The following is a 12,399-nucleotide window of genomic DNA, read 5'->3' on the forward strand; positions in this document are numbered from 1 at the left end:
CTTACTTCACAAAGCGGTCGGTCACGTACTGGCTGTAGTCAGCCGCCACCGCGGGCACTTTGCCCTGCTCTTTCAGGAAGCCTGCGGTATCGATAATCGCTTTATTCACCGGCCCCGCCAGCTGTTGCTGCTGCTGGGCAGGTGTCAGATAGGTATTGCCTTTTACCAGCCCCGGTACGTCGGCCTCTGGCACGCCGCTCAGACGGGCAAGTTTCTCCAGATTGTCTGGCTTTTTCAGCCATTCATCCGGGTTGGCAATGTAGGGTTGTTGGGCGTCAATGGCGCTTTTAGCGAAGGCTTTCACCACTTCCGGGTGTTTTTCGGCAAAATCTTTGCGCACGACCCAGACATCCAGGGTCGGCGACCCCCACTGGCCCACCTGGGCGGAGTCGGTCAGCACGCTGCCGTCTTTCTGCAGTTCATTTACCGCAGGCGACCAGACGTAGGCCCCGTCAATATCGCCCCGCTGCCAGGCGGCGATAATGGCCGGTGGTTGCAGGTTGATAATCTCTACCTGCCCCGGCTTGATGTTCCAGTGCTTCAGGGCGGCGAGCAGGCTGTAGTGGGTGGTAGAGATAAAAGGCACCGCAATGCGTTTGCCGATCAGATCTTCAGGTTTAGTGATATTTTTCTTCACCACCAGCGCTTCGGAATTGCCGAGCTGCGAGGCCAGCAAGAAGACTTCGATGGGCACCTGCTGACTGGCCGCAACCGCCAGCGGGCTGGAGCCGAGATTACCAATCTGTACGTCGCCGGAAGCCAGCGCACGCACAATGCTGGCGCCGCTGTCGAACTTACGCCAGTCCACTTTAGCGCCGCTCGTTTTCTCAAAGGTTTTATCCGCCTGCGCCACTTTCGCGGGTTCCGCTGAGGTTTGATACGCGACGGTGACCTCCACCGCCTGCGCCTGAACGGCCCACAGCGCCAGTGCGCCAAATAAGGTAAACCGCGATGAAATTGCCATAATGTCTGCTCCCCTCTGTTGTTATGAGGGCAGTATTTCTGGCGGCGGAATTTTGATAAAGGAATTAAAAAGCATCGTTAATGCCGAATCGTTTTTAGAAAAAAAGCGGCAATAGATAGTGAATTTTGTGCGGTTTGTTTTGCCCGGCGGCGCTGCGCTTACCGGCACTATTGCAATTTTGTTACATTCGTTACATAACCGCAGGCATGGGATTGCCAGATAAGCATTGACAGGCATCATAGGTAAATTATTCCGCAAAGGTAATTGTGATGATCAAAGTGGTGCTGGTGGACGATCACGTGGTGGTGCGTTCCGGGTTCGCCCAGCTGTTAAATCTGGAAGAGGATCTGGTTGTCGAAGGCCAGTACAGCAGCGCCGCCGAGGCCTGGCCCGCCCTCACCCGCGATGCCATCGACGTGGCGGTGCTTGACGTCGCCATGCCTGATGAAAACGGCCTGAGCCTGCTCAAACGCCTGCGCCAACAGCGCCCGGGGTTCCGCGCCATTATCCTCAGCATCTACGACACGCCCGCCTTTGTGCAGAGCGCCCTGGACGCCGGGGCCAGCGGCTACCTCACCAAACGTTGCGGCCCGGAGGAGTTAGTGCAGGCGGTGCGATCCGTCGGGATGGGTGGCCATTATCTGTGTGCCGATGCGGTCAAAGCCCTGCGCGGCGGTGAACCGGTGTCGCAGGCGCTGGCGGCGCTGACCCCGCGTGAGAAAGAGGTGTTCGAGCTGCTGGTTCAGGGCGAAAGCGTGAAAGAGATAGCCTTCAAACTCGAACTGAGCCACAAGACCGTCCATGTCCACCGCGCCAACGTGCTGGGCAAACTGCAGTGCAACAGCACCATCGAACTGGTGCATTTTGCCCTTGATCACCAGCTGTTGACTGGCCACTGATGCGACGCTCCCTGCGCCACATCATCCTCTCGCTGTTTATTATGCTGGCCTGGGGCACCGGCTGGCTGATGCTGTGGACGCTCAGTTTTTACCTCACCCACAACGGGCAGCAGGCGGCGCTGTTTTTGCCGCAGGGCGTTTATCTGGCGCTGCTGATCGTGCTGGCACGCCGCTTCTGGCCCGCGTTGATCCTCCCCCCGCTGGCCGCCATGCTCTGGCTACAGGGGGAACAACTCCTGACCCATCACCTGATGCTGGTGGTGCCGCTGGTGGGCACCGTCAGTGCGTGGCTGGCGCAACGCTACTGGCACCGCTTTCCGCTCTACTGGCAGCGCCTGTCGCTGCTGATCGCCGCGGTAACCCTCAACGCGCTGCTCCAGACGCTGATTCTGGCGCCGTTTCTCGCCAGCCCGACCACGTTGCTGGCGCTGGCCTCCTTTACCGGCGGCGTGCTGCTGACGCCGTTCGTCTATCTGGTATTTGAGTTTTTACGCCAGCAGCACCGCTATCATCTGCTCGGGCTTGATACCAGCAACCCACCCCTGCGCACTTCGCTGATCATCTGGTGCAGCCTGTTCTTTATTATCGGTATCGGCACCCAGATGGTGCTCTCCCCTGCCCTGGAGCGGCTGCTGCTGATCGTGGTGTTTCTGCCCAACGTGATGATGGCGTGGAAGTTCGGCTGGCAGGGCGGCGTGCTCTCCGGGCTGCTGGGCAGCATGATGATCACCATCGCCCGCCAGGTGGGGGTGGGGTTCAGCGACTTGCTGGAGCTGGAGATCTTCCTCGCCACCCAGTCGCTGCTGGGGATTGGGCTGGGGATCGCCATCAGCCGCCAGCAGCATCTGGCGATGAACCTCGATCATTACCGCCGTCGGCTGGAGGCGGAACTCCAGGCGCGTCGCGAACTGACGGAAAAGCTGATCCACACCGAAGAGGACACCCGCAAACACCTGGCCCGCGAGCTGCACGACGAGATTGGTCAGAACATCACCGCCATTCAAATCCAGTCCCAGCTGGTGAAGCGGGCGGGCGACACGCCGCAGGCCTTAGAGGCGGCCGGGCAGATCAACGAGCTGGCCCGGCGCATCCATCACTCCACCCGGCAATTGCTGCGCCAGCTTCGCCCGCCGGTGCTGGATGAACTCTCCTTAAAGGAGGCGCTGCACCACCTGGTGAATGAGTTCGCCTTTGCCGAGCGCGGGATCCACTGCCGGTTTGATTATCAACTGCCTGGCCCGCCCCAGAGTGAAACCCTGGTCTTTACCCTCTATCGCCTGCTGCAGGAGTTGCTGAATAACGTCAGCAAACACGCCGATGCCAGCGAGGTCAGCGTCCTGCTCTGTCAGCACGACAATCAGCTGCGCCTGGAGGTGCGGGATAACGGCAGCGGCATCAGCCCGCAGCAGATGCCCGGTTTTGGTATTCAGGGGATGCGCGAGCGCGTGCATGCTCTCGGCGGGGAAATGACGCTGGAGTCGCAGGGCGGCACCCGCGTAATTGTTAACCTGCCCACAATTTTGCAACAAACACACCGCTAACCAGGAAAAAGTCTTAGTCACGCCAGACTTTCTCTCATCCCTTTTTCGTCGCGCTTTCATACAGTCATCTCAAATGGAGAACGCCATGCCCGCACTGTCAGCTGAACAGGTTACTCAACGCTACCGTCGGCTTCGCCCGAAACTGCTGATCTGCATGGTGATAGGTTACGCCGCGTTTTACCTGACGCGTAAAAGCCTCAACTACATCCTGCCTGCTTTGCAGATGGATCTGGGGTTGAGCAAAAGCGACATCGGCCTGATCGGGTCGCTGTTTTATCTGAGCTATGGCCTGTCGAAATTTGCCGCCGGACTGTGGCATGACAGTAAAGGTCAGCGGGCATTTATGGGTATCGGCCTGATGGCAACCGGGGTGCTGAACGTGCTGTTCGCCTTCGGCGACTCGCTGCCGCTACTGCTGTTTATCTGGACGCTGAACGGCTTCTTTCAGGGATGGGGATGGCCGCCCTGCGCAAGATTGCTCACCCACTGGTATTCGCGTAACGAGCGTGGCTTCTGGTGGGGATGCTGGAATACCTCTATCAACATCGGCGGGGCCATTATTCCGCTGATCTGTGCCTTTGCCGCCCATCGCTGGGGCTGGCAGGCAGCGATGCTGACACCGGGGATCATCAGTATCGTGCTCGGCCTGTGGCTGACCACACAACTGCGGGGCACACCGCAGGAAGAGGGTCTGCCAACGGTGGGCGAGTGGCGCAACGATCCGCTGGAGTTGCGCCAGCAACAGCACAGCCCGCCGATGGGGCTGTGGCAGATGTTACGCACTACCATGCTGCAAAACCCGATGATCTGGCTGCTCGGGGCGTCGTATGTGCTGGTGTATCTCATCCGCATCGCCCTCAACGACTGGGGCAACATCTGGCTGGCGGAGAGCCACGGCGTCAACCTGTTAAGCGCCAACGCCACAGTGATGCTGTTTGAAGTGGGCGGTTTGCTCGGGGCGCTGTTCGCTGGCTGGGGATCGGATCTGCTGTTCAGCGGCCAGCGGGCGCCGATGATTTTGCTGTTTACGCTGGGGCTGATGGTGTCGGTGGCTGCTCTGTGGCTGGCGCCGGTTCACCACTACGCCCTGCTGGCAATGTGCTTTTTTACGGTGGGATTTTTTGTCTTTGGTCCGCAGATGCTGATCGGCCTTGCCGCCGTGGAGTGCGGACACAAGCAGGCAGCAGGGTCGATTACCGGTTTTCTTGGCGTGTTCGCTTATCTGGGGGCCGCGCTGGCCGGGTGGCCGCTGTCACAGGTTATCGAACGCTACGGCTGGTCGGGGATGTTCAGTTTGCTCTCGATTGCCGCCGTGCTGATGGGTTTACTCCTGATGCCGCTGCTGATGGCGGGCATCACCGCTTCTCGCAGTCACATAACGTCATAACAAGGGCTGAATAATGAAAACAACGCTTCTCTCTACCCTCATAGCTTCCGGGATCGCGCTGGCCACCTTAACCGGTGCCGCACAGGCCAAAGGCCGTCTGGTGGTTTACTGTAGCGCCACCAACGAAATGTGCGAAGCCGAAACCAAAGCGTTTGGCGACAAATACGACGTCAAAACCTCGTTTATCCGTAACGGCTCCGGCAGCACGCTGGCGAAAGTGGATGCCGAGAAGAAAAACCCGCAGGCTGATGTCTGGTACGGCGGTACCCTGGATCCCCAATCCCAGGCCGGTGAAATGGGGCTGCTGCAACCGTACAAGTCGAAGAATCTGGAGCAGATCATGGAGAAATTCCGCGATCCGGCGAAGGTGAAAGGCAACCTCTCTTCCGCAGTCTACGTGGGTATTCTGGGCTTCGGCGTCAACACCCAGCGCCTGAAAGAGAAGAACCTGCCGGTGCCACAGTGCTGGAAAGATCTGACCAAACCGGAATACAAAGGCGAAATCCAGATTGCCGATCCGCAAAGCTCCGGCACCGCCTACACCGCGCTGGCGACGTTCGTCCAGCTGTGGGGTGAAGATCAGGCCTTCGACTACCTGAAGCAGCTCAACGGCAACGTCTCCCAGTACACCAAATCCGGCATTGCCCCGGCGCGTAACGCCGCTCGCGGTGAAACGGCCATCGGCATTGGCTTCCTGCACGACTACTCCCTGGAAAAAGAGCAAGGCGCGCCGCTGGAGCTGATTTCGCCTTGCGAAGGCACCGGGTATGAAATCGGCGGCGTGAGCATTCTGAAAGGCGCACGTAACGAAGAGAACGCGAAGCTGTTCGTGGACTGGGTGCTGTCAAAAGAGGCGCAGGAGCTGGCGTGGAAGCAGGGCAAGTCCTATCAGATCCTGACCAATACCACCGCCGAGACTTCGCCGAACTCGCTGAAGCTGGATGACCTGAAACTCATCAGCTACGACATGGATAAGTACGGCTCTACGGACGTGCGTAAGGCGCTGATCAACAAGTGGGTCAGCGACGTGAAGATGGGTAAATAAGCCCACGACGCAGTCAATGCCGGGTGGCGGTTGCGCTCACCCGGCCTGTACATTCCTCAACACCGGAATATTTATGTCACAGACACTCGCTCTTCATCCCGTGAAAAAACGGGATGCGGTCTTCCTTTGGGTTTTCGTTGGCTGGCTGGCCTTTGCCCTGCTGCCGAGCTGGAGCCTGGATTATGGCCTGCTGGAATCCACCAGCGACGAGATCCTCGATGCCTATAGCTGGTCGCACTTTAACGTCAGCTGGCTGTGGTATCTGCTCCCCACTCTGCTGCTGGTACGTCCGTTCAGCGAAGCGAAGCGCGAAAAGCGCAGCCGCCACTACCTCGACGCTGGCTGGGCGCTGCTGTGCATGGCCTTTGTGGTCATCAGCGCCATCCTTGAAGGGCGCGGTTTAGGCTATGCCACCATCGTGCTGTTTGTGGCGCTGGGGGCGATCATAACGCTGGCCCTGACCCGTCTTGAGTGGCTGGGGGGCGACCGCTTTGTGATTGGCTCGCTGATCGCCATCGTCGCGCTGATCGGCATCTTTATCGTCTGGCCGAGCATCGCCATCTTTATCCCGATGTTCACCAACGACGCAGGGGAATTCGCCCCGCTGGCATTTATGAATGTGCTGTCGCAGTCGCACATCATTCAGGTGATCATCAACTCGATCCTGCTCTCCATTGCGGTGGGTATCGGCTGTACCTTCTTTGGCCTGGTGCTGGCGATCTACACCACCCGCATCGCCAGACGCAGCGCCATTATTGGCCGCATCTTCTCGATCCTGCCGATCGTCACCCCGCCGTTCGTGGTGGGCCTGGGCGTGACGCTGATGATGGGGCGCTCCGGCTACGTCACTGAACTGATGGTTGACTGGTTTGGCTTAACCAACACCAACTGGCTGTACGGGTTTACCGGCATCTGGCTGGCGCAGGTGCTGGCCTTCACCCCGATGGCGTTTATGATCCTCGATGGCGCGATCAAGACCATTCACCCGTCGCTGGAGGAGGCTTCGTATACCCTGCGCGCCAGCCGCTGGCAGACCTTTAACGGCGTCTTTGTCCCGCTGCTGAAACCGGCGCTGGCGAACGCCTTTTTGATCGTGATTGTGCAGTCGCTGGCCGACTTCAGTAACCCGCTGGTGCTGGGGGGCAACTTCGACGTGCTGGCCACGCAGATTTACTTCTACATCACTGGTTCCCAGCTGGATTACCAGGCGGCGAGCACCCTGGGCGCCTTCCTGCTGCTGTTCTCACTGCTGGTGTTCTGCATCCAGTATATGTGGATCGGCAAACGTTCTTACGTAACCGTCACCGGCAAGTCCTATCGCGGCGACGTACAGCCCCTGCCGGTGACGCTGGTGTGGAGCGTGATCGCCCTGTTGGCGGTGTGGATCGCCTTTAACGCCCTGCTCTACGGCAGCATTTTCTACGGCAGCTTTACCGTCAACTGGGGGGTGGATTACACCCTGACGCTGGATAACTTTATCAAGCTGTTCGGCCAGGGGATGAGCGATGGCGCATGGCCTTCGCTGCTCGATACCCTGCTGTACGCCGGGATCGCCGCACCGATCACCGCCGCCTTCGGTTTACTGATCGCCTGGATCGTGGTGCGCCAGCAGTTCAAAGGCAAAAAGACCATCGAGTTCACCACCATGCTGTGCTTTGCCGTTCCAGGCACCGTGGCGGGCGTGTCGTACATTCTGGCCTTTAACAGCGCGCCGGTGTACCTCACGGGCACCGCCGCCATCGTCATTATCTCAATGGTGATGCGTAACGTGCCGGTGGGTATTCGCGCCGGGATCGCGGGTCTGGGTCAGATCGACAAATCGCTGGACGAAGCCTCGCTCAGCCTGCGGGCCGGGTCGCTGCGTACCATCACCCACATCCTGCTGCCGCTGCTGCGTCCGGCCATTTTGTCGGCGCTGATCTACAGCTTTGTGCGTGCCATTACTACCGTCAGCGCCATTGTGTTCCTGGTCACCCCGGATACCCGGGTAGCCACGGCCTACATTCTGAACCGCGTGGAAGATGGCGAATACGGCGTGGCGATTGCCTACGGCTCGATCCTGATTGTGGTCATGCTGGCGATCATTTTCCTCTTTGACTGGCTGATCGGTGAGGCGCGTATCTCCCGTTCTAAAGCCAAAAACCAGGCGTAACACTATGACTCAGAAACATTTTGTTGAACTGCGTAACGTGACCAAGCGCTTTGGCGCGAACACGGTAATTGAAAACATCAACCTGGCGATCCCGCAGGGAGAGATGGTGACGCTGCTCGGCCCTTCCGGCTGCGGTAAAACCACGGTACTGCGTCTGGTCGCCGGGCTGGAAAAGCCCACCAGCGGGCAGATCTTTATCGACGGCGAGGACGTGACCCACAGCTCCATTCAGCAGCGTGATATCTGCATGGTGTTCCAGTCTTACGCCCTGTTCCCGCACATGTCACTGGGCGAGAACGTCGGCTACGGCCTGAAGATGCTCGGCGTACCGCGTGGGGAGATCAAAACCCGCGTCAAAGAGGCGCTGGCGATGGTGGACCTGGAGGGCTTTGACGATCGCTATGTGGATCAGATCTCCGGCGGCCAGCAGCAGCGCGTGGCGCTGGCCCGGGCGCTGATCCTCAAACCGAAAGTGCTGCTGTTCGATGAGCCGCTGAGTAATCTTGATGCCAACCTGCGTCGAAGCATGCGCGACAAGATCCGCGAGCTGCAAAAGCAGTTCAACATTACCTCGCTATACGTTACCCACGATCAGAGCGAGGCCTTTGCGGTCTCGGACACCGTGCTGGTGATGAACAAGGGCAACATTATGCAGATTGGCTCACCGCAGGATCTCTATCGCCAGCCCGCGTCGCGCTTTATGGCGAGCTTTATGGGCGATGCCAACCTGTTCCCGGCCAGCTTCAGCCACGAGTCTGTGGCGATCCACGGCTACCGCCTGCCCCGTCCGCTGCACTTTGCCGCCCAGGGAACCGGCACCGTGGGCGTGCGCCCGGAGGCGATCACCCTGAGCCAGCACGGCGACGAGAGCCAGCGCTGCGTGATCCGCCACGTCGCCTATATGGGGCCGCAGTATGAGGTGATTGTCGAGTGGCACGGGCAGGAGATTTTGTTGCAGGTGAATGCCACACGTCTGCAACCGGATGTCGGGGAGGCCTATTACCTGGAAATTCATCCGTACGGGATGTTTGTGCTGGCGGATGCAGCCTAGGTTGTACTCCCTTTCCATTCAGGAGGAGATACCGCGTGCCGCTCATGCGGCACGCGGTAGTTCAATATGCTTTTCCGTTCGGATTTTATCACGCCATAAGCTAGCTGCGGCGGTTTCTCAGTTCTTCGAGCCGCGCTCTTCTCCTGTTTTCTCTCTGGCTTTCAGCTATTCCAACAGATGCCTCATTCTGCCGTTGCACCTGAACGCCGCCACTGCAGGTGCGGCGGTAGTTACGATGAGCGGTGAGAATTTCGGAATGCACGTGTTGGGTGTAGTGAGATGAGCGTCCGCTATGAGCGAGGAGCGATCAAAACAGAGATGATTATTCGACAACGATTACGTCCAGTTCCGGTTGTTTGTAGTCAAGGGCACAACTCCTTTACCGCTACCCCGTTTGCACGGAGTAGCCAACATCTAAGCAGGCTTGCGAATATTAAGTTCATACACCACACATGGCACATCGTAATGCTGCTCTATGGCTTTGTAAGTCATACCTAACCTCTGCATCACACGCTGCGAGGGGATATTTGCAGGATCGGCAACAGCAACCAGATAAGTTGCTCCTACCTTTTCCGCCGCGTAATCAACGATCGCTTGAGCTGCCTCTGTTGCATAGCCCTTGCCATTGTGTTCCAGCACGAGACGCCAGCCAATCTCTAATGGTGCGCCATCCACGTTTGCCAGATGCTGGAGGCATGCTGCACCAACGATCATCCCAGAGGACTTCTCTTTGATAGCCCACCATGAGAAGTTGTACTTATCCCAACGTGCCTGGACTCTTCTGATACCTTCCCAGGTTTCTTCGGGCGTTTTAACGATACCTCCGGTGATATAACGCATCACACTGGCATCACTATCCATTACCCTCAAGCCTTCGTAATGAGAGTCATCATAGGGTTCAAGCTTTAAACGGGGTGTTTCTAAATCCATCTACTTTGCCTCGCACTTGAAGATATGACTTTCGGTGAACTTATCCCAATAACTCAACATAACACAATGTAAACAACGTCGGCTTCTGGCAGAGAGTGGACAAAATGATTAAGTAGAGGTCCGCTATGAGCGAACAACGGACTTTCAAAGAGGATGACTGTAAAATCATTCAGGAAAAAGCTTAAGCCGAAAGGTTTGTTCATTACACGGAAAACGTTCATGCGCGAAGATTTTAATGACTATCTTGCGTTCCTTGCTGTCGCGCAGGAACGGAGTTTTACCAGAGCTGCTGCACGGCTGAATATTTCTCAATCAACGCTGTCTCACATTATCAGACGTCTTGAGGAAAGGCTCGGTATGCGGCTACTGATGCGTACAACGCGCAAAGTGGCGCCCACCGATATCGGTGAAAAACTTATGGCCGCGCTTGAACCGCGCCTCAACGCCATAGAAACAGATATCTCTGACCTGCTTCGTTTTCGCGACACACCTGCGGGAACGGTAAGGCTCACGGTTTCAGACCACATGCTGCATGAGTACATCTGGCCGGCTCTGGCCCCGGTCCTTAAACATTATCCTGATATTCAGGTCGAACTGTCCCAGCAAAACGGCTTTATCGATATTGTTGAGGGGCGCTTTGATGCTGGAGTCCGGCTAGGGGATGATGTGGTCAAGGATATGATAGCTGTCAGGATTGGGGCTGACTGGCGGCCTGCCGTAATTGGATCTCCGGACTACCTTGCCAGAGCCGGTAAACCTTCACACCCTTCAGAACTGGCTGGTCATAACTGCATCAATATCAGACATTCCGGGGCCGGGCAGCTGTACGCATGGGAGTTTGAGAAAGGGGATGAGAAACTGAACATGAAAGTTCAGGGTCAGCTGATATACAGCAGCGTTTATCCGATGCTCACGTCCGTTGAGGCTGGGTATGGACTGGCATATGTTCCGGATAATCTGGCCGAACCCGGGATAAAGCAGGGGAAGTGGGAGAGAGTGCTTGAGGACTGGAGCCCTGTTTTCAAGGGCTATCATCTTTATTATCCCAGCCGGCGACAGATGTCGCCGGCACTGAAAGTTATTATTGATGCCTTACGCATCCCTTCGGCGGGTTAGGCGGCCTGTCTGGCATTCATTTTCCTGCCAGTGAGCGACGCCCGGGCAGGACGGCAATAATGGCAGAGGCTACCAGCAGGGCGGTGGCGAGCATGAAGGTGCTGACCCAGCCCTGGTGATCAAATAATTCGCCGCCAGTGAATGCGCCCATTGTAATGGCGAACTGAATCAGGGCGACCATCAGGGCACCGCCAGCCTCCAGTTCATTCGGAATAATCCGGGTCATCCAGGTATTCCATACGACAGGAATGGGAGTCACAAGTATGCCCCATACCAGAAGCAATGCTCCTGTGGCGGCGGGTATGTGTCCCAGCCCCGTGAGCAGACCTGCGACGATCGCCAGGCCCGCCGGTAAACCGGTGAGAGCTGGCAGCAGATTATCCCTGACAAAAAAACCTGAGATCAGCGTTCCCGTCAGACCTGCGATGCCTACGCCCAGCAGGAACAGGGAAATCATGTTGATGCCCAGTCCAGTGACGCTTTCGAGGAAAGGACGCAGGTAAGTGGACAGCGAGAACTGTCCCATGAAGGCAAGCGTCACGGCAATCATGCCCAGGGCGAATGTCCGGCTGCGTAACAGGGATGCTATCTGTCTTATGCTGGTATCACGTTGCGGCGGCAGTTTCGGTATGACGACCATCTGCCATATCAGGCAGATCACGCCCGCAGGTACCACGGTAAAGAATGCACCCCGCCAGCCGATGAGGCTGCCCAGAAAGCTTCCCAGCGGTGGCGCCACCACGAACGCCAGTGCGGTCCCGCCCTGCAGAATGGCGATAGCTTTAGGGACACTCACGGGACGCACAATCCGTACCAGAATGGCCGTAGAAAGCGACCAGAATCCCCCAATAGATATACCAATCAACGCACGCCCGAACATAAACATGCCGTAGCCGTGAGCAGATGTGACGATGACCCCGGACATCACCATCACAAGGGTATAGAAAATCACTGCTGTACGCCGGTCGAAGCGGGCAAGCAATGTGTTACCAAACAGGCTCGTAATCACCGCAAACAGCCCGGAAAAGGCAATGGCCTGACCCGCCTGGCCTTCCGTGACCGACAGATCATTTGCAATTGGGGTCAGCAGACTGACCGGCATAAATTCTGATGAAACGAGGACGAAGCACAGCAGAGCCATGCTGATGACTGCACTCCAGGCAGACGTCATTTCGGGCGCACTGAAGCCGCCCGCATTAAGCGGTTTATTCATAGATAATTTCTAAAGATGATGGTGAACAGTTACCACAGGCTCACAGCCTGCAGTCAGATAAAAAAAGCAGGATGACGGCGGAGCAGCGATTTCAATCTGCC

Annotated in this window: 10 protein-coding genes; 7 read left to right on the top strand and 3 right to left on the bottom strand. The window is 57.4% G+C overall.

Annotated elements, in window-relative coordinates; all coding sequences use genetic code 11:
• Position 1: 1 nt before the first annotated feature.
• Entirely contained in the window at positions 2 to 964 is a 963-nt protein-coding gene (gene tauA / locus ACF8PE_RS06020) for a taurine ABC transporter substrate-binding protein (RefSeq protein WP_077227015.1), read from the bottom strand.
• A 269-nt stretch (positions 965 to 1,233) separates the two neighbouring features.
• On the opposite strand from tauA, the gene ACF8PE_RS06025 reads away from it, so the two are divergent.
• The 6 genes from ACF8PE_RS06025 (at position 1,234) to fbpC (ending at position 9,039) form a co-directional block, all read left to right on the top strand.
• Positions 1,234 to 1,863: a response regulator transcription factor gene (locus ACF8PE_RS06025; RefSeq protein ID WP_032616761.1), complete on the top strand. Its 630-nt coding sequence runs from the start codon at positions 1,234 to 1,236 to the stop codon at positions 1,861 to 1,863.
• On the top strand, positions 1,863 to 3,404 hold the full coding sequence (locus ACF8PE_RS06030; protein WP_144883474.1) for an MASE1 domain-containing protein: 1,542 nt from the start codon (positions 1,863 to 1,865) through the stop codon (positions 3,402 to 3,404). Before ACF8PE_RS06025 ends, ACF8PE_RS06030 begins: the two co-directional genes overlap by 1 nt.
• Positions 3,405 to 3,489: 85 nt before the next feature.
• Positions 3,490 to 4,791, top strand: a complete 1,302-nt coding sequence (gene uhpC / locus ACF8PE_RS06035) for an MFS transporter family glucose-6-phosphate receptor UhpC (protein ID WP_032616758.1) — start codon at positions 3,490 to 3,492, stop codon at positions 4,789 to 4,791.
• A 13-nt stretch (positions 4,792 to 4,804) separates the two neighbouring features.
• A complete protein-coding gene (locus ACF8PE_RS06040; protein WP_032616757.1) occupies positions 4,805 to 5,836 on the top strand; it encodes an ABC transporter substrate-binding protein in 1,032 nt (343 codons plus the stop codon).
• A 73-nt stretch (positions 5,837 to 5,909) separates the two neighbouring features.
• The gene (locus tag ACF8PE_RS06045) at positions 5,910 to 7,988 is read left to right on the top strand and encodes an ABC transporter permease (protein WP_392494687.1); all 2,079 of its coding nucleotides are present in this window, start codon (positions 5,910 to 5,912) and stop codon (positions 7,986 to 7,988) included.
• Positions 7,989 to 7,992: 4 nt separating this feature from the next.
• A complete protein-coding gene (gene fbpC / locus ACF8PE_RS06050) occupies positions 7,993 to 9,039 on the top strand; it encodes a ferric ABC transporter ATP-binding protein (protein ID WP_336994859.1) in 1,047 nt (348 codons plus the stop codon).
• A gap of 414 nt (positions 9,040 to 9,453) precedes the next feature.
• On the opposite strand, the gene ACF8PE_RS06055 is transcribed toward fbpC, so the two are convergent.
• Complete coding sequence (locus tag ACF8PE_RS06055) at positions 9,454 to 9,969, bottom strand: GNAT family N-acetyltransferase (RefSeq protein ID WP_392494688.1); 516 nt, start codon at positions 9,967 to 9,969, stop codon at positions 9,454 to 9,456.
• A gap of 219 nt (positions 9,970 to 10,188) precedes the next feature.
• Here ACF8PE_RS06055 and ACF8PE_RS06060 point away from each other — a divergent pair, with 219 nt between their 5' ends.
• Entirely contained in the window at positions 10,189 to 11,085 is an 897-nt protein-coding gene (locus tag ACF8PE_RS06060) for a LysR family transcriptional regulator (protein WP_059308645.1), read from the top strand.
• A gap of 16 nt (positions 11,086 to 11,101) precedes the next feature.
• On the opposite strand, the gene ACF8PE_RS06065 is transcribed toward ACF8PE_RS06060, so the two are convergent.
• The gene (locus ACF8PE_RS06065) at positions 11,102 to 12,298 is read right to left on the bottom strand and encodes an MFS transporter (RefSeq protein ID WP_392494689.1); all 1,197 of its coding nucleotides are present in this window, start codon (positions 12,296 to 12,298) and stop codon (positions 11,102 to 11,104) included.
• Between the last annotated feature and the right edge of the window lie 101 nt (positions 12,299 to 12,399).

It is taken from the genome of Leclercia sp. GLN_9 (assembly GCF_043105735.1).
Classification (GTDB): Bacteria; Pseudomonadota; Gammaproteobacteria; order Enterobacterales; family Enterobacteriaceae; genus Enterobacter; species Enterobacter adecarboxylatus.

Coding starts and splice junctions, on each gene's coding strand:
- fbpC (WP_336994859.1), top strand. CDS start 7,993: ATGACTCAGAAACATTTTGTTGAACTGCGTAACGTGACCAAGCGCTTT.
- tauA (WP_077227015.1), bottom strand. CDS start 964: ATGGCAATTTCATCGCGGTTTACCTTATTTGGCGCACTGGCGCTGTGG.
- ACF8PE_RS06030 (WP_144883474.1), top strand. CDS start 1,863: ATGCGACGCTCCCTGCGCCACATCATCCTCTCGCTGTTTATTATGCTG.
- ACF8PE_RS06045 (WP_392494687.1), top strand. CDS start 5,910: ATGTCACAGACACTCGCTCTTCATCCCGTGAAAAAACGGGATGCGGTC.
- ACF8PE_RS06060 (WP_059308645.1), top strand. CDS start 10,189: ATGCGCGAAGATTTTAATGACTATCTTGCGTTCCTTGCTGTCGCGCAG.
- ACF8PE_RS06040 (WP_032616757.1), top strand. CDS start 4,805: ATGAAAACAACGCTTCTCTCTACCCTCATAGCTTCCGGGATCGCGCTG.
- ACF8PE_RS06025 (WP_032616761.1), top strand. CDS start 1,234: ATGATCAAAGTGGTGCTGGTGGACGATCACGTGGTGGTGCGTTCCGGG.
- ACF8PE_RS06065 (WP_392494689.1), bottom strand. CDS start 12,298: ATGAATAAACCGCTTAATGCGGGCGGCTTCAGTGCGCCCGAAATGACG.
- uhpC (WP_032616758.1), top strand. CDS start 3,490: ATGCCCGCACTGTCAGCTGAACAGGTTACTCAACGCTACCGTCGGCTT.
- ACF8PE_RS06055 (WP_392494688.1), bottom strand. CDS start 9,969: ATGGATTTAGAAACACCCCGTTTAAAGCTTGAACCCTATGATGACTCT.